The following is a 17,412-nucleotide window of genomic DNA, read 5'->3' on the forward strand; positions in this document are numbered from 1 at the left end:
TCAAAAAAAGGCCTGCATCCGCAGGCCTGTTCGAAACTCGATTTTGCATGAGCAGTCAGCTCAATCAACTCACTTCAAGCGGTTGTCCTGCTTGCCAGCATTCAGCCACGCATCCAGTGATAATTTACCAGGCCCAAAACTTACCAGTACCAGCAATAATATGCCCCAGTAAAAATGCGAATTGACTGCTGCCGGGCATTCCAGCTCAAACAACTGCGGATAAGAAACCACGGCCATCAGGTTCACAGCAAACAAAGCCAGGGCTGCGGGGCGGGAAAAAATACCCAGTACCAGCAAGACAGGTAAAACCAGTTCCCCACCTGCCCCCATCCAGGCTGCCAGTTCGGGCGGTATGATGGGTACCATATATTCTTCACGGAACAAGGACAAAGTCGATTGCCAGTCAGCGATTTTTACCAGGCCAGCCTTAAAAAACTGCCATCCGACAAATAACCTGAGCGCCAAACTAAGGGCCGAACCGCCCCAGGCACTGAGCTTGTCATCAAAACGGGTACTCAGGCCATGAAAGTATTGCAGGGTGTCATACATAGAAATTCTCCAATTAGTCTCCTGCAACTTAGTCAGTTGGCTGATGGATTCCTTACAGCTGATTGTCAGGAAATTTGAACTTGGCAAATAATCCAGCGGCAAACCAGGACTGCAACTGAGCATTGATATCAAATCCGCCATCTGCATCCAGCGCCATTTCCAGGGCTGCACCCAGGCTGTTCCCCTGCTGCAAGGCAGCCAGGGCCAGCCAGGCGGGTTTGCTGATCGCCAATAGTTCGACTGACCAATTACTTCTATAGATGAGTCCATGGCAAGTCTGCCGGATATTTTCTGGCAGGCTTGCTACAGTATCCGCTTCGGCATCTGCTTGATGGGCAAGCCAGATGGCGACACTGTCCCATTCAGCAATATATAGACTGACTGCGGGGTGAAATTCCAATTGCACCACCTGCACGTCCTGCCCGGTAGTGGCCACCGCCTGCAACAAATCAGGCAGGCTGATGGCATCTGCATCAGCGGCATAATAAGCCGCATGTATCTGCCATTCCAGCGCGGCGACATCAGGAAAGTAAGGATAATCTGCAACGTCCGGTATGGTTTTCAGGAACTCTGCCAATTTTGCGCCGAACTGGTTCAGGTCGCCGGATTCTGACGGGCAGGCGCGGCCAAACGCGCGCGCCACTTGCTCGAAATAATCATCACCCACTAATTGATGAAGCACAGGGTAGGTATTCTTTAATGCCGATGTCCATATCGCCGTCAGGTTGCCGCGATACAAGGCGAGCCTGTCATCTTGAAATGGATGTGTATGAAATAAAGTGGAAGCCTGCGCTGTGCTGGATGGCTGCAGCACTGCCTGGGCAAACTGCTCCTGCATTTCAGCCAAGGTGGGTGAATCTTTCATTACATCCATCATGCAATGGCTACTTCTTTAGCAGTCAGCGTTGCCAGAACTTGCCTGGCCTTATACGCTTCATTTAGCAACACTGGTAATTCTGGAATAGCCGTATCCCACTCTATCAAAACAGGGATGCCAGCAGGCAGCATAACCCCTGCCTGCGTAAACAATTCCCACACGGGATCAGCAACCTGGCTGCCATGATCGTCAACCAGGCAGATATCGGTTTGCAAGTGCCCTGCCAGATGAATTTCACCTATCGCACCAACTGGCAAGTTAGCCATGATACGCAAGGCCTGCAGCGCATCTTCGCCATGATTATGTTGATTCACATACAGATTGTTAATGTCGAGCAGGATGCCGCAACCGGTGCGCTTGACAAGTGCAGCAAGGAATTCGGCTTCCGACATATCGTCCCTGGCAAAGCGCAGATAAGTCGAGACGTTTTCTATCAAGACCTGTCTTTGCAAGCGCGATTGCAATTCATCGACACGCTGACATATTAAATCAAGGGCGCTTTGCATCAACGGTAAAGGCAAAAGGTCATTCAAATGTCTGCCTGCGATAGCTCCCCAGCACAGATGCTCAGAAACCAGGGCTGGCTCGGTACGCTCTATCAAACGCTGCAAGCGGGTAATATGGTCATCAGAAAAGCCTGATGCTGACCCCAGCCCCATACCAACGCCATGCAGGCTTAAGGGGTAATCACGGCGCAATGTTTGCAGTACATGCAAATCATAGCCGCCATCACCAAAATAATTTTCTGAATGCACCTCCAGCCAGTCGGCAGATGCCGACGCGGATTCCATAGCAGATGCATGCAGAAAATCACGATAGTGTTGAGTGCGCAAACCCACGCCCACCCCTTGCAGGGCGGACGCGGGTTGACAGTTAGCTCGAGCCGTATCAGTCAAAATAAATCAGTCAAAAAAACGGGCTCGTCAAAAAATTAAATCCTGGCTCAGGACTTAGGGGCTTCCAGCTTGCCACCCATTTTTTCGCAAGAGCCGGCCGGGACTTTTTTCCATTCAGCTGGATCATTGTCTTTCTTGGATTGACCAGCGCAAGAATGGGAACCAGATTTAGTAGCGCAGTCATTTTGACCAGCTTTGGAAATACCAAAGCATTTCTCAGTCTTGACTGGATCAGCAGCCATTGCCATGCTGGAACCCAACAAACCTGCCAGTGCGACTGCAACCATTGCTTTATTACTCATGTTCATCTCCTGTTAAAAGTGCAAAACATCCCACATGGGAAAATTTAAAACTACAGCCTATAGTCGGTGCAGATAAAGCAAACTTACAAAATTTCGTAAAATATTTTCAGTTACGCTACCCGCACTATCTTCTACGCAGCACATTTTCGATTGGATTCAGGCAGCGATCAGATTATCCTACTAGCTTATGACATTTTTTCAAGCTAAAAGTTTCTATATGCTCAACTTGACACAAGAATTGCGACAAAGTATTCAGGATTTATCTATGGAACAAATCAATATCAGCCGTTTTTGCCAAATCTGGCGAGGCCAGACTCAGCTATTGGCCGCCCTGCCACCCCAGTTTGGCGAGGTTATGGAAAATCTCTTGAGCCGACTGGAATCAGGTAGTTTGTTTACGGAGGAGAGTTGCTCATTCAGCCAGGCAGACCTGATCGCCCAGTTGGGGATGTGGCTGGAGAAAGCAAATGCACGCCTTGCAGCTAACAAAATAGTGTAAGCTGCGTCCCTTTTATTGCAGGATAGAGGAATTTATATGCAAAGCCTGAGTTTTAGCCTGGAAGGCGAATATGTAGAACTGAATCAGTTATTGAAACTGGTTGGTTTGTGTGAAAGTGGCGGCGCTGGCAAAGCTATCGTTGCCAGCGGTGACGTCAGTGTTGACGGTGAGCAGGAATTGCGCAAAACCGCAAAAATCCGTGCCGGCCAGGTGGTCAGCCTGGGCGATATAGAAATCCGGGTTCAGGCTGGTTGAACCTGGGCAGTATTGACAGCAGCATCGGCAAGCTTTTCAGGATTGCTTGCCATGAAGCGTGCCAGCATATTATCCATGGTATCGACATGATGCTCGAACCATAATGGCAACTCTTCTGCCAGGCGCGTAGCAAGATCAGTTTCCCCCAATTCCACCCTGCGTCTGACTTCTTGCATGACCTCTAACACGGCGTCATGCTCCTGTCTGTGGCAACCAGCAGGTGGAAAGGCAGTTTCGGTCATCCACTGGTTTTCTTGCTCAAAATGGGCGATGGAATGCACGATCAGGGCATCCAGCCTGGCCACGAAAGTAGCAGGATTATCTTCAGACAATGCCGCACAGAGCTCGACAAACTCCTTGTGGGTTTCGTCCATAGGTTCATAGCTGAGGCTGAGGCGGTCAGACCAGCCCCATGAATTTTGTTCCATGCTTAATCCAGATATTGGGAAATGGCAAGATTATCGCTGATAGTCGGGCAACTTGCTTGCGCATGATCATATGTCATGCCTCATCAAAAACAAAAAAGCGCGCCATCAGCGCGCTTCTTGAACATCTGTTTGAATATCTGCTTACATATACAGACACACCCGCTAATAAATAATCAAGCCGTGGTGTTGATATTCCTGCCCAGATTTGGTGGCAGATTGGCGACAGATTTATTATCCGACACTGCTTCTATCAATGCGGTTGCACTTTCAGCCGTAATATCATTGGCTTTTTTCAAAACAGCAATACTCACTGCTTGACTAGTACCTACATCAGCCAATGTCGTTGCCACGCTGGCAATACCGGTTACATCCATGACAATTCTCCTTATCTGTCTACTTAAGATAACGGCGGCTTAAGTAAAGTCTTTAGGAGATTTTCAGATTTTTTTTAATATCTTGTTTTGCATCGCAACAAGAATCCAATCCAGCACCAGGTGCGGCTGATTTAAATCCAGCCATTGCAAGCCAGGACGCAAATCAACGGGAGCAGTAACATCAGAAGCGACCAATACTATATGAGCGTCATCCGGGTAAATTGCAGCCTTACCAAGAGATGGGCGAAAGACCTCAATCTTGGGCATGGCTTCCCATTTATAACCTTCTACCAGCGTCAGGTCTGCTGGTGACAGACGTGCCAGGAGTTCATCCAGTGATGGTTCAGCCTCTTGCCGCAATTCATGGGCAATCACATAACGATAAGGCGACGCCAGCAAGACATCTTGCGCACCCGCAAGACGCAGGCGCGAACTGTCTTTTTGCGGCGGTTCTATCGTGACATCATGATGGCTGTGCTTGACGATATTAATTTTATGCCCTGCTACCGTCAGTTGCCTGACCAGGTATTCAAGCAAACTGGTTTTACCACTGCCCGACCATCCTATTACGCCCAGTATTTGCCCCGCCTTATTCGCATCATTCTTTTCACCGCTAGTCACAACGCTCTCCAAATCTTCAAAATCAGCATATGCATATAACTTACGAGTATGAACCAGTTACAGCCTCGTCATTCCATAGTCATATTTGAATGTAACAATTGTTACATTGCAATATTTCACAGGTTATCAGAATGCGTTTTCCCCTCAGGCTCTGGTCTTTTTGCTTCGCCCTGCTCTGCTTTTTGTTTGCCCTGAATGTACAGGCGCAAGGCAATGTCATCGTCGTTGGTCAGGCAATAGACTTGTCCGGACCGAATGGTAGCATTGGCCGCGACTATGTGGCAGGCATTACGACCTACTTTGACAGTATCAATATAAATGGCGGCATAGGCGGTAAACGAATTAAATATCTGGTACGTGATGACCAGGGTAACCCGGCAGTGTCAGCGCAGGCCGTCAGCGACTTGCTCGAAAAAGACAAGGCAGATTACCTGCTGGGTGGCATAGGTGCGGCAGTAACAGATGCAGTGCTGGCCAATGCCAGGTTTTCACAAAGCGGACAAACCTTGTTCGCCCCTCTGGTGGCTTCGGTTAAAACTTATAATTCACGCGTACTGTTCTGGCGCCCCAGCCCTGAACAAGAGATGCAATACATCTTCTCTTACTTCGACAAACTGGGCATCAAGAGCGTAGGTATCGCTTATCAGGAAAACGCCCTGAATCAGGACATGTACCAGTATGTTGTCGCCGAATTGCGCAAACGCAATATGCTCATGAGTGGCCTGGTACGCATAGGTGCCTCAGCGGCTGATATGGAAAGGGAATCTGCGGTGCTGGCCAGATCCGCTCCTGGTATCGTGATTGCCATTGCAGATACACTTGGCACCGGTATTTTTTTGAAAGAATTCAGAAAACAGGCACCACGCACCTTTGTCGCTGGCATGTCACTCATCAATCTTGATACCCTGGCAGAAGTCGCTGGCCCCAAAGCATTGGAATGGACAGTGTTTTCGCAGGTTGTACCTAACCCCTTAAGCAAGAAATCCCTGATACAGATAGATCATAGCAATATGATGAAAAAATTCAGGGATGAAGACCTCTCTGCCCTGACGTTTGAAGGCTTCATGGTCGCCAAAACCCTGGTCAAAGCCATACAGACCGGCAAACCAGGACGCGATGCCCTGCAAGCCCTTGCTACGCAAAAAAGCGTCATCGACCTGGGTGGTGTTACCCTGAACCCATCAGATACTACACATCGCATGTCTAACTATGTTGACATGGCCCTCTTCAGAAAGGGTGGCGGATTGCTGTTTTAAATGCGTTTAAAACACTTTGATTATCAATAATATATTCATACAAAAAACGGCATATATAGACGCAAATAGATAAGGTTTTTTGACATAGTCATGGTTTTAGAATAAAGTGCTGCACTGCAACAAAAGAATTTCAGGTTTGTTTGTCCAGCAAATAGAGAAATCTCGTTGCATTATTCAAAAATCAATCAGGTACAACATGTTTAATAAAAAAATTATCGCCGCTGCTCTGGCAATTTCCGGTTTGTTTATCGGCACAACTGCACATGCAGAGTTTTATGCTGGCGCCACTGTAGGCCAGGCTCGCTGGAATATGGATTGCGCAGGTACATCCAGCTGCAAAACCAATGACACATCCTTCAATGTTCTGGGTGGTTACAACTTCAACCCTCACTGGGGTATTGAAGGTAGCTACTACAATCTGGGTACAGTCAAAGCCAATGTCTATGGTATCGCTGCAGAAATGAAAGCAACCGGCATTGATCTGGCTGGCACATACCGCGCCCAACTTGGCAATAACTGGGGTCTGTTCACTAAACTGGGTCTGGCTTATTCCAAAGGCGAAGCAACTGCTGCTTTCAATAATGTCCGTGGCTCTACCAACAAAAATTCTGCACAAGTCATGGTCGGTGTAGGTGCAACATATGCATTCACGCCTAACTTCGCTGCACGTGCTGAAATCGCCAGCCGTAAAGTTGACTTTGTTGGCGGCGACGGCAACATCACTAACTTCAACGTTGGTGTCCAGGCATCGTTCTGATATTGCGCTTAATAAGGCAATATCTGAAACAAGTCGTTCGGGCGCAGTATTGATTTAATGATTTAATAGTTTTACAAAAACTCAGTTAATCTTGCGCCAAATTGTCAGCAGCAAATTCATCGTTTGCTGCTGACAAAAATGTTTTACTCCCTTGCTCTGGACACAGTCTAACCGACAAGCATCCCTCTCCCCGCCTTTCCCCGCAGTTTTCAAATTCTTTTCAGCTGGCTTGTTCAGGTCTCTTACGGAGTCCTTACGGTCGATATTTACAATCAGCTATTTGCTTGCCCGATTGTCAGTATTGCTGAATGTGTCATGAAGCGTATCAAGGACTTCATTGCCGCGGCATTACTGCTGTGCCTGCATTCGCCCTTCATCCTGGAAATTGTTTGTTATGACTCTGCATGGCCCTACCTTTTTACAAGAAGCAAAACCTGTCAACAATGCCCCTCTGACCTCTCCCGCCAATGCATCAGCATCGAATCTGAACCAGCCATCTGAACAGATACCAGCGCAAAAGGCCATGGTTTTCATTGACAGCCGCCTGCCAGATTTTCAGCAAATCGTAAATGCAGTAAAACCTGGTACTACAGTGGTCGTGCTGGATAAAGACCAGGATGGCGTTCAGCAGATCGCCGATGCACTCAAAAATTGCAGTAACCTGGATTCCATTTCCATCATCTCCCATGGCGACAATGGCGTGATGCTCCTCGGTAGCGCTGTCTTGCATGACGGTGATATGGCAATCTATCAAGGCCAGTTGCAAGCCATAGGTGCATCCCTGAAGCCTGGCGGCGACCTCTTGCTATATGGTTGCAATATAGGCACTGGCGTGGCAGGCGCACGGTTTATCAATGACCTTGCGAGCATGACAGGTGTTGATGTTGCGGCATCTACTAATGACACAGGTACCGCAACACAAAACGGCGACTGGCAACTGGAAATCTCGACTGGCAAGATCGAGGCAGGCTGCGCACTGAATATCCAGCAATTGACTGGCTGGAACCATCTCGCAGCTACTCTTTCAGCCTCTGATCTGGCCAGCCTGCAAGCAGCCATGGCAACGGCAAATTCCAACGGCAGGGACGACACCCTGACATTGACAGGTGACATCCTTTTCACAGCAAGCAACAACACCATCAGCATCACGGCTGATTCCGGCCATGCATTGACTATCATAGGCAGCAAAAACAACGCTGGCGGTGTGGTAACCATCAGTGGCGAAAACCTGACCCGCGTCATTGATGTAGCAGCGGGAGCGGCCGTCAGCCTGGAAAACCTGGTCATTACCAATGGCCTGGCAGCAGGGAATGGTGGAGATAATACTGGCAATCTGGCAGGTGATGGCAGGTCCGGCTCCGATGGTGCAGGTGGCGGAATACGTAATGCTGGCACATTAACAATTAGCAATAGTACGGTCACTGCAAACAAAGCATCTGGCGGCGGCGGCACAGGTGGCGGGTTCCCCAAGGGTGGAGGAGGAGGTGGTGGTGGTGGCTATGGATCTGGCTTGGGTGGTACTGGCGGAATGGACCGGATTGGCGAAACACCCACAGCACCGACAGCAGGTCATGGAGGTAACGGTTCAGGTACATCAGGTGGCCAGCGCGGTGGCTACGGAGGCAGTACCACTGGCGGTGCTGGCGGTGGTGCACACGTGCAATTTCTTGGTCAAAGCTATTCAGTGGGTGGAGCGGGTGCGACAGCCAGCAACGGCACAATCTCCATCGGCGGCGGCGGTGGCGGCAGTGGTGGTTTTTTTATAGGTGGCACTGGAGGAAATGCAGTCGGCGGCATCTTTAACAGTGGAACATTGAAGATAACAAATAGTGTCATCTCCAATAACGTTGCTGCAGGCGGTGGTGGCGGTGGCGGTGCAGCAGCGAATTATTCAAATAGCGGTAATGGTGGTGCTGGTGGCCAAGGCATAGGCGGTATCTGGTCAACGGGCACTCTATTGATGGATGCAGCATCGGTCGCCACTTTGAGCACTGGAAACAAAGGTGCTGGTGGCTTTGGCGGCACGACTTCTGGAACTGGCAATATTGCTGGCACCAATGGCAGCAGCATTGATACCAGTTTGGGCACGATTACTGCCTATAGTACTCCCGCGATTGTGAATATAGCTTTGTCCAAATCCACCCTGAAGGCTGGTGATACGCAAGATGTGACATTTACATTCTCCGAAGCCGTCTCTGACTTTGGAACTGCCGATATATATATTGCCAACGGCATACTGTCAAGCTTGCAAACCGCCGACAACATCACTTTCACGGCGACTTTTACACCGAATACCAATTTTGAAAGCGCCAGCAATGTCATTTCAGTCAATTTGCCTGGTACCTATAATTCGACTCATACGCCAGGTGTAGGCATCACCAGCAGCAGCAATTTCGTTGTAGACACCAAGGCACCAACGCTTACGATCAGCAGCAACGTCAGCACTCTCAAAGCAGGCGAAACGGCAACGATGAGCTTCGCCTTCAGCGAAGTTCCAACTGGATTTACTGCGGCTGACATTTCGGTTACAGGCGGTAGCTTAGGCAGTCTCACTGGTTCAGGCACAACGCGCACTGCGACATTCACACCAGATCCGGCAACCAACGCTGGCTCAGCCAGTATCGCCGTTGCGTCTGGCAGCTACACTGATGCGGCAGGCAATAGCGGTGGTGCTGGCAACAGCCCTGCCCTGACTTTTGACACAGGAACACCTGCTATCAGCACGGTCAGTGTCCCAGCAAATGCCACCTATGCGACAGCACAAAATCTACACTTCACCGTTAATTTTAGTGAAGCAGTGATTGTGACTGGCACACCCAACATCCCAGTCACGCTGGACACTGGTGGCACCGTTGCAGCTACTTATATCAGCGGCAGCGGCAGCACCTCACTTCTATTTGGCTATACCATCGTTGATGGCAATCAGGACAGCAACGGTATTTCTGTCGGCGGCAGCGTCACCCTCAATGGCGGTACCATCAAAGATGGTGCAGGCAATAATGCCAGTCTTAACTTGAACGGAGTAGCCAGCACAGCCGCAGTCAACGTTGATGGCATTGCCCCTGCGGTCAGTACTGTCACAGCTCCCGCCAACGCCACTTATATGCCAGGACAAGGTCTGAATTTTACAGTTAATTTTAATGAAGTCGTCAACGTTACAGGAACACCAACAATTCCAGTGACACTCGATACCGGTGGCACCGTAGCAGCTTCTTACGTAAGCGGAAGTGGCACTTCCGCACTCATATTCAGCTATACGGTTGTCAGCGGCAACCTCGATACCAATGGCATCAGTCTGGGTAGCAGTATTACTTTGAATAGTGGCAGCATCAAAGACACTGTAGGAAATAATGCTGTTCTCAATCTGAATGGTGTCGGCAGTACGACTGCTGTCATGGTGGATGGCGTTGTGCCTACCATCACCAGCATCAACCGTGCGTCAGCCAGCCCCAGCAACAGCAGCTTTGTTGATTTCCAGGTGACTTTCTCGGAGAGCCTGGCAAATGGTGGATTGGATATTTCCGATTTTGCGCTGGTAACGACAGGTACAGCCAGCGGAAACATTGCCTCACTATCGGGCCCCGTTGGCAACGTCTGGACCGTGCGGGTCAACACTGTCAGTGGTGACGGCACCTTAAGACTGGATTTCAAGAACAGCGGCACTGGCGTCGCCGACGTGGCGGGCAACGCCATCGTTGGCGGGCATACTGGCGACGAGCTATATACACTGGATAACAGTGGCCCTGCGGTAACGAATGTCAGCTCAAGCACATCCAATGCCACCTATGCTGCGGGTACAGTCATACCGGTTACCATCACCTTCAATGAAACTGTCAATGTCACCGGAACACCACAACTGACACTGGAAACTGGCACCATAGATCGGGTAATTAATTATGTCAGCGGTTCGGGCACTAACACGATCACTTTTAATTACACTGTACAGCCAAGTGATGTCAGCGTAGATCTCGATTACCAGAACAGCACAGCTTTGCGCTTGAATGGCGGTACTATCAAGGATTCGCTGGGTAATAATGCCACATTGACGCTGGCTGCGCCGGGTGCTGCCAACTCGCTGGGCAGCAACAAAGCCATCGTCATTTATACTAATTCTCCCCCCGTCATTGGCAGTATTGTCGCTGGCCAAACCGTGACAGAAACCACCACGGTTTCACCTTTCGCAGGCGTGACTATCACCGATCCTGATGTGGGTGCTTCAGAAACCATCATCATCACTCTCGATCTGGCAGCCAAAGGTGCTTTTACTGCTGCCTCACTGGCAGCGACTGGCTTCTCGACGGCAGATGGTGGTTTGACCTATACCCATGCTGCCGGTACCCCGGCTGCCGTACAGGCTGCCATCCGTGGCCTGGTATTCCAGCCTGCTGCTGGTCGTGTGCCTGTCGGTAGTACGGAAACCACGACCTTCACCATCAGTGCCAATGATGGCATTGCTTCTGCGGTACTCAACAACACCACCACTGTGATTGCGACGGGTGTCAATGCCGCACCGACCAATATCACGCTGTCAAATGCTGCTGTCCAGCAGGGCTCTGCTGACAATACGACGGTTGGTACGCTGATTGCTGTTGATCCTAATCCGGGTGATACCGCCAGCTTCACCCTGGTGACCGGCAATGGTACGAATGACAAGGACAATAGCAAGTTCACCAACTCGGGCAATACCCTGGTAGCCAAGAATCCTGCCGGTATGACACCGGGCAATTACAGTATCTTTGTCAGGGCCACCGATGCCATGGGTTCTGCCTATGAAAAGAACTTCATCATCGCCGTTGGTGACAACGTCGCGCCGATTGCCACTGGCATTACCCGCATCCAGTCTGAGAATACCAATCTGGGTGCGGTGGATTACAAGGTCACGTTCAGTGAAGCTGTCACGGGTGTGAATGCGGCAGCCTTTGCGCTTGCAACCACAGGCACGGTAGCAGGCACGATCAGCAGTGTGACCCAGCTTGATCCATCGACTTACAATGTCAGGATCACTGGGCTCACTGGTGATGGGACGCTGGGGCTGAATCTGAAGAATGCGGGAACCGGGATTGTGGATACCGCCAGCCTGGCCTTGAATGACGGCTTTACCGGGCAGTTGTATCAGGTCGATCATACGGCACCAACGACCACCATAACGAATCTGAAGTTCTCCAATGACGACGGCATCAGCGGCACTGATTTCATTACTACCGCGACCCAACAAACCATCAGCGGCACATTAAGTACCGGTTTGCTCACAGGTGAAACAGTACAAGTCTCGCTCGACAATGGTACGAACTGGATCAATGCAACAGCAGCATTGGGTAGTAGTAATTGGACATTACAAAATCAGACTGTCAGTGGCAACAATACCCTTAAGGTCAGAGTCGCTGACCTTGCCGGTAATAGTGGGACTACTCTACAGCAAGGTTATTCCATCCTGAACTATGACAACAACAATACAGGTACCAAACCTTCTGACACGACCATTCCTGTCACCGATCCTGATGTGGATGGTGACGGCATACTGCAAGCCATAGAAGCAGAAGTGCCAAACTGGCTAGGTAGTGGGAAGGGTGACGGCAATGGTGATGGCAAAGCTGACCAGTCACAGAAAGAAGTAGGTTCCTTGCCTTGGAATAATGGCAGTCTGGTTAATACTCACTACGCGACCTTGAGCATCGATCAGTCACTCGCCCTGTCTCAAACGACGACCTCAGCCAGCCCGCTCAATCTGCCAAATGATTTGCAATTGCAATATGGTCTGATCAGCAGTCAGGTCAATGGAGTAGGTATGGGCAAGGACGTCAGTCTGTCCATTTATACCGATAAGCTTGGTTCGGTAAATGGCTACTGGGTACAGGACAAAGCTGGCAACTGGACTAACATCGCCAGCAATATCACAAATGTGGATGGCAAGTTGAAGGTAGACTTCAAGATCACAGATGGTGGCGTGTTTGATGCGGATGGCAAGGTCGATGGCAAGATCAGCTTTAGTGGCGGGCTGGGCTTTAAAACCAGTTCATTGCCAGGTGACAAAGACGGTGATGGTATCCCGGATGCAATCGAAGTTAAAGTCGGTACCAAGCTGGATGTCAAAGACAATGATGTGTTGCACCGCTCTGACTTGTTTGCCATGCAGCTCTACCGTGATGTGCTGTTCCGTGAAGCCGATAAGGCAGGGGTACAGTACTGGCAGGGGCAGATAGACAGCGGCAAGATGAGCCGTGCCCAGGTAGCGGCATCCTTCATGGAGTCGGCTGAATTCCAGGGCGGTATCGGTGGTATCACGCGTCTGTACTTTGGTGCCTTCGACCGCTTGCCTGACCGTGAAGGTCTGGCTTACTGGATGCAGGCGCAAAAAGATGGCATGAACCTCTCCAAGATCAGTGCTTCCTTTGTGTCCAGTGCAGAGTTCCAGAAAACCTATGGCGCATTGGATAGCACGGCCTTTGTAGACCGGGTCTATCAGAATGTCTTGCACCGTAGTTCAGATGCAGCAGGCAAGGCTTACTGGCTGGGGCAACTGGGTAATGGTCTGTCTCGTGGCGATATGCTGGCGGGCTTTACCGAGTCGACCGAGTTCAAGGCGAATTCGCAATCCAAAGTATCACTGACGCTGGATTGCATCGGTCTCTTGGGTCATGCGCCGGATCAGGTGACGTTTGATGCATTACTCAGTCAATCGGGTATGGATATGGTCACCCTGATTGGGCAGTTTATTAATTCACCTGAGTACCTGGCGAGATTTATGGCTTGATTTACTGATACCCTACTGCAGCAAAGCATGCTTTTGCTGCAGTAGCTCGCTATCTGCCATTGACTGCCTGATTGCATCAATCAATCCCACAGCTCCTTGTGCTGTTGCCATCTGCAAGGCCTGCTCAAGTGTTTCACTGGCGAGTCCGATATCACCCTCTTGCATGTGACACAAACTGCTCAAACGCAGCAAGTCCGCATGACAGTAATAATCCTCGTATTTGTCAATTTCGTTTAGCGTCTTTGCCAGCAAAGATTTTGCTTCATCCCAGCATTGCAGTTTGATTAGCGTGCTTGCCAAAACCCAACTGGCCGTGGTGGTGCCAGCCCGATAGGCACTGTGCAAATTTTCTGCGGCTTGCAGGGCAGGCATGATGTCTTTGAGTTTGTTGCTATTGGTATGTGCAGAAAGATAAAACAGGCTATTCATGCTTTGCCATAACGGAAATCCAAATTGTGTCCCCAGTTGCACACCCTCTCCTGCCAGCTTGGCAGCTTCATCCATTTGACCAGCAGTCCAGCACATGGCAGTATTGAAAGTCAGCATAAAGCATAAGGCATGGCTTTTTTTGCGCTCCCTGGCCAGCAAGGTACTTTCCGTTGCCAGTTCATGGGCATAGGCATCGCCCAAAAACCATAGGTTCCAGCACAGGAAGGCGCGTATCAGTATCTCAAGATCTTCACCCCAATAGCACTGCCGCTCTTCAAGGCTGAGTGTCTTGGCGATAGACAATCCTTCCTGTTGATAGCGCAATGCCTCTACAAACAGCCCACGCCAGAACAATGAATTACCAAGCGAAAAACAGGCCATCAGGCGCTTGGCTGGCGTATTTGCCAACTCCTCCAGGCGTCGCGCTATACCCAGGCCATCGCTCTTGCCTTGAGAACTTCCTCCCATGTACAAACCACTTAAAGCACGGAACAATGACTCTGTTTCTTCATGATCTGGTGCTGGTAAGTCATTCAAACTATCACAGACAGCCCGGAACTGCTGATGCCCCAACTGGGATCCATACCCCTGACACAACAGGGCGGCATTACCCATGGATAAACGCAGGGAAATTTGCAAATGCGCCAACCCGGACTGTGGCTGCAAGGCGATATCCAGTGCCTTGCCAAAATCATGCAAGGCATCCATGGCGAATTCACTCGCCAATGCTTTCTGGCCGCTGATGGTCCACATGGCGGCTGCCTGTTGAAAGTCATGTGCTTCTTCAAAATGCCGGGCAATTTCTGCACTCGCTATGCCAGGCTCATTGAGCAAATGCTCTGCGACACGCAGATGTGCAGTCCGCCTCTGTTTTTCAGGAAAACTCTGGTACGCCGCATCGGCAATCAAGGCATGTTGAAAGCGATAGTGCCCATGCTGTGCGCCTGCTTGTATCAGGCGATAGCTAATGGCCAGTTGCAGTGGACCAGCTACATCTTCGTCGGGCAACAAACCACTGAGTATACGCGCATTAAAGTTGTTCCCTATGACGGCTGCCATTTGCAAAATATTCTTGTATGGCCCGAGCTTATCCAACTCGCTCTGCAACAATTCCTTAACCGGTATCAGATGATGCTGTCCGTCTTCTGTACGGCTGCGGGTAAGCCTTTCAATAAACAGGGGAACACCACCACAATCATGCGCTATGCGCGTTTGTTCTTGTGCTGACAAAATATGGCGGTGATCACAGGCCGCGACCATTTGCTCCGCAGCAGCAAAGGCAAGCGGGCTCAGTTCAATGACAACGGGCGAGGCACCCGCATGTTCCAGTGGAGCGTCTGGTCTTGTTGTTACCAATAGCAATAGCTGTTGTTGTTCCAGGCTGCCCGCATAACGGGCCAGAAATTCGCGGGTAGCGAAATCTGACCAGTGAAAATCATCAATCAATACAAGGCAAGTCTTTTGCCTGGACAATTGATCAAACAAAGTGCCCAGCGCTGCAAATACCTGGTTCTTGCTATCCGTTTCCACTTGCATGCTCTGGTCAAACAGAGAAATAAGCGCATGGAGCGTCGCTTCTTCTGGCTCATAAGCCGGTACCAGTTCCCGCAAACATGCCCTTATTCTGCGCGGATATTCATCCGCTTTCAAAGGCGATAAGGCAAACAACTCAGCCAGTGCTTGTCGTAAGGCTGCCAAGGATTGATGCTGGTATTCAAGCGTGCAATAAATACGGATGACATGGTTTTCTGCAGTATCGAGCAGGCGGCTCACTTCGGTAGCCAGCCTGGTCTTGCCCATGCCAGCATTGCCGCACAATATCAGCCATTGTGGTTGCGCCTGCTTTGCCAACTGCCAGTGGCGCCATACAGCCTGTAACTCTTCACCGCGCCCCACCAGAGGAAATTCCTGTTGCCCCCCTGTGCTCATGAGTTGCCTTGCCAGCCTGTACTTGATTACGTCATTTGCATAGCGGTCATTTGCCAGCACTTCCATGGCATCGTTTGTCAGCTTACTACTGATTTGCTCTGCGACCATACGGTCAAACACAATTTCACCCACCGAAGCAGACCAGCACATCTCTTGCACTTTTCTTGGCAATGCTCCAAGAAAGCGCATTTCATCAACAGTACACTGGACATTGCCAGCGCAAATACCAATGCGCAGATGCTGCCGCGCTTCATCTGCAAGCATGATTTCTTGTGCAGCGTAAATACTCCTGAGGGCAGCTTGCTCGGGTTCAGTGTGCATACCAAAACTCGCATGAAAACCCTGACCAAATACTTGTTTGCAAGTCCCGCCCCACAGGCTGATTTTATCTTGCGCTGCGCAAAGTAATTGATCCATACGCAAAACCGCGTCTGCCTCATCAGCTCCCGGATGCGGCGAAAGATCAAATTCCACATAGGCAATCGTGAGCCAGCGGATTTCGGTAACAGCCCGGCTAATGGTCGAAACCTGCTTTTCCCCTGTAACTTTCTGGTCAACGACAGTTGACATGGAATCCTGTTGCAATAATCTTCTGGTCGAGGCAGACGCGCGCGTACCAAAGGCAGAAAGTAAATTCTGCTCCAGCGTATTCAACACAAAATTGGCACGCTTGAAATCACCACAGGACAACAACAGGCGTATCAGCTTTGCGGCAGTATTTTCGTTCAAGCTGTCCTGCTCCCATAGCTGATTGGCTATTGCAACAGCAGAGGCGATACGTCCAGTCTTTTCCTGCTCTCGGCAAAGTCTTGCAGCCAAATCACGCCAGCGTTCCCGCAATTGCTTGCGCAACTGGTGTATCCAAGCTTGCAGATCAGTACCGACATTGAGTTCCATGCGTTCAAGGAAATCATGATTGAGCTGGCTTAGCCGTGGTTCAAAGCTTTCTGTCAGCCACGAGCAAAACAGACTGCCCGGGTCATCGGCCTGCCATTCATTAAGCAGGCTAGCAATATCCACATGTACTCGCGTATCTGAAAAATAAGCAATACTGTCGCGCCTGCTTTGTATGACCTCCGCACCGATGGACGTATTGATGACTTTGCTGAGGTTGTTGAGTACCTGGCGCAGGTTCGTCAACGCGGAGGCACCGGGCAAGTCAGGCCACAGCAGCTCTGCCAAATGCTCTCTGGCTATCCAGCGACCACTCGCTGTTGCCAGATAGGCCAACAGATAAATGGCTTTCCGGTATTTGAGCTTACCAGCGATATCCTGACCGTCCAGTTTCAACTGGAAACTACCTAGCAAGGAAATATCAAGTTGAGAGATCGATTGATCTGGCGATGCTGAGGTGTGCATATTCTTTGAAAGTAGATACTTTTCGCTGGCGAACCTGATTGCAGACTGCAAGGGCATGAATAATAAAAACACATATACTTGTAGCCGGATAGCAATATTATAACCGGGTCACCTATTCCTCTCTTTGAAT

The 17,412-nt window shown here is 50.1% G+C and carries 13 protein-coding genes; 5 read left to right on the plus strand and 8 right to left on the minus strand.

What is annotated here, in order from left to right; translation table 11 throughout:
* Positions 1 to 69: 69 nt before the first annotated feature.
* From AC07OI_RS06835 to AC07OI_RS06850, 4 genes are all read right to left on the minus strand, one after another.
* Positions 70 to 549 (minus strand): DoxX family protein, encoded by a 480-nt coding sequence (locus tag AC07OI_RS06835; RefSeq protein WP_495256668.1) that lies wholly within the window; start codon positions 547 to 549, stop codon positions 70 to 72.
* A gap of 52 nt (positions 550 to 601) precedes the next feature.
* A complete protein-coding gene (locus tag AC07OI_RS06840) occupies positions 602 to 1,414 on the minus strand; it encodes an HvfC/BufC family peptide modification chaperone (RefSeq protein WP_495256669.1) in 813 nt (270 codons plus the stop codon).
* 8 nt (positions 1,415 to 1,422) lie between these two features.
* Entirely contained in the window at positions 1,423 to 2,265 is an 843-nt protein-coding gene (gene bufB, locus AC07OI_RS06845; protein ID WP_495256670.1) for an MNIO family bufferin maturase, read from the minus strand.
* Positions 2,266 to 2,369: 104 nt separating this feature from the next.
* The gene (locus AC07OI_RS06850) at positions 2,370 to 2,624 is read right to left on the minus strand and encodes a BufA1 family periplasmic bufferin-type metallophore (RefSeq protein ID WP_492702557.1); all 255 of its coding nucleotides are present in this window, start codon (positions 2,622 to 2,624) and stop codon (positions 2,370 to 2,372) included.
* 265 nt (positions 2,625 to 2,889) lie between these two features.
* On the opposite strand from AC07OI_RS06850, the gene AC07OI_RS06855 reads away from it, so the two are divergent.
* Positions 2,890 to 3,123, plus strand: a complete 234-nt coding sequence (locus AC07OI_RS06855; RefSeq protein WP_495256671.1) for a hypothetical protein — start codon at positions 2,890 to 2,892, stop codon at positions 3,121 to 3,123.
* Between the two features lie 36 nt (positions 3,124 to 3,159).
* The gene (locus AC07OI_RS06860; protein WP_162041999.1) at positions 3,160 to 3,378 is read left to right on the plus strand and encodes an RNA-binding S4 domain-containing protein; all 219 of its coding nucleotides are present in this window, start codon (positions 3,160 to 3,162) and stop codon (positions 3,376 to 3,378) included.
* On the opposite strand, the gene AC07OI_RS06865 is transcribed toward AC07OI_RS06860, so the two are convergent.
* The 3 genes from AC07OI_RS06865 to mobB form a co-directional block, all read right to left on the minus strand.
* Positions 3,366 to 3,806: a hemerythrin domain-containing protein gene (locus tag AC07OI_RS06865; RefSeq protein WP_492702552.1), complete on the minus strand. Its 441-nt coding sequence runs from the start codon at positions 3,804 to 3,806 to the stop codon at positions 3,366 to 3,368. The genes AC07OI_RS06860 and AC07OI_RS06865 overlap by 13 nt on opposite strands.
* Positions 3,807 to 3,979: 173 nt before the next feature.
* On the minus strand, positions 3,980 to 4,180 hold the full coding sequence (locus tag AC07OI_RS06870) for a YjfB family protein (RefSeq protein ID WP_423003219.1): 201 nt from the start codon (positions 4,178 to 4,180) through the stop codon (positions 3,980 to 3,982).
* Positions 4,181 to 4,243: 63 nt separating this feature from the next.
* Entirely contained in the window at positions 4,244 to 4,801 is a 558-nt protein-coding gene (gene mobB, locus AC07OI_RS06875; protein WP_495256672.1) for a molybdopterin-guanine dinucleotide biosynthesis protein B, read from the minus strand.
* Positions 4,802 to 4,932: 131 nt separating this feature from the next.
* On the opposite strand from mobB, the gene AC07OI_RS06880 reads away from it, so the two are divergent.
* From AC07OI_RS06880 to AC07OI_RS06890, 3 genes are all read left to right on the plus strand, one after another.
* Entirely contained in the window at positions 4,933 to 6,057 is a 1,125-nt protein-coding gene (locus AC07OI_RS06880) for an ABC transporter substrate-binding protein (RefSeq protein WP_492702548.1), read from the plus strand.
* Positions 6,058 to 6,253: 196 nt separating this feature from the next.
* The gene (locus AC07OI_RS06885) at positions 6,254 to 6,814 is read left to right on the plus strand and encodes a porin family protein (RefSeq protein WP_492702546.1); all 561 of its coding nucleotides are present in this window, start codon (positions 6,254 to 6,256) and stop codon (positions 6,812 to 6,814) included.
* 394 nt (positions 6,815 to 7,208) lie between these two features.
* Positions 7,209 to 13,565: a DUF4347 domain-containing protein gene (locus AC07OI_RS06890; protein ID WP_495256673.1), complete on the plus strand. Its 6,357-nt coding sequence runs from the start codon at positions 7,209 to 7,211 to the stop codon at positions 13,563 to 13,565.
* A gap of 12 nt (positions 13,566 to 13,577) precedes the next feature.
* On the opposite strand, the gene AC07OI_RS06895 is transcribed toward AC07OI_RS06890, so the two are convergent.
* Positions 13,578 to 17,282: an ATP-binding protein gene (locus AC07OI_RS06895; RefSeq protein ID WP_495256674.1), complete on the minus strand. Its 3,705-nt coding sequence runs from the start codon at positions 17,280 to 17,282 to the stop codon at positions 13,578 to 13,580.
* Positions 17,283 to 17,412 lie beyond the last annotated feature (130 nt).

This window comes from Undibacterium sp. GW821-FHT07F11, assembly GCF_059418665.1.

What these genes read in the sequence shown, in the direction of transcription:
- AC07OI_RS06840 (WP_495256669.1), bottom strand. Translation starts at nt 1,414, where the DNA reads ATGAAAGATTCACCCACCTTGGCTGAAATGCAGGAGCAGTTTGCCCAG.
- AC07OI_RS06860 (WP_162041999.1), top strand. Translation starts at nt 3,160, where the DNA reads ATGCAAAGCCTGAGTTTTAGCCTGGAAGGCGAATATGTAGAACTGAAT.
- AC07OI_RS06850 (WP_492702557.1), bottom strand. Translation starts at nt 2,624, where the DNA reads ATGAGTAATAAAGCAATGGTTGCAGTCGCACTGGCAGGTTTGTTGGGT.
- AC07OI_RS06880 (WP_492702548.1), top strand. Translation starts at nt 4,933, where the DNA reads ATGCGTTTTCCCCTCAGGCTCTGGTCTTTTTGCTTCGCCCTGCTCTGC.
- AC07OI_RS06855 (WP_495256671.1), top strand. Translation starts at nt 2,890, where the DNA reads ATGGAACAAATCAATATCAGCCGTTTTTGCCAAATCTGGCGAGGCCAG.
- AC07OI_RS06895 (WP_495256674.1), bottom strand. Translation starts at nt 17,282, where the DNA reads ATGCACACCTCAGCATCGCCAGATCAATCGATCTCTCAACTTGATATT.
- AC07OI_RS06890 (WP_495256673.1), top strand. Translation starts at nt 7,209, where the DNA reads ATGACTCTGCATGGCCCTACCTTTTTACAAGAAGCAAAACCTGTCAAC.
- AC07OI_RS06885 (WP_492702546.1), top strand. Translation starts at nt 6,254, where the DNA reads ATGTTTAATAAAAAAATTATCGCCGCTGCTCTGGCAATTTCCGGTTTG.
- AC07OI_RS06870 (WP_423003219.1), bottom strand. Translation starts at nt 4,180, where the DNA reads ATGGATGTAACCGGTATTGCCAGCGTGGCAACGACATTGGCTGATGTA.
- AC07OI_RS06835 (WP_495256668.1), bottom strand. Translation starts at nt 549, where the DNA reads ATGTATGACACCCTGCAATACTTTCATGGCCTGAGTACCCGTTTTGAT.
- AC07OI_RS06865 (WP_492702552.1), bottom strand. Translation starts at nt 3,806, where the DNA reads ATGGAACAAAATTCATGGGGCTGGTCTGACCGCCTCAGCCTCAGCTAT.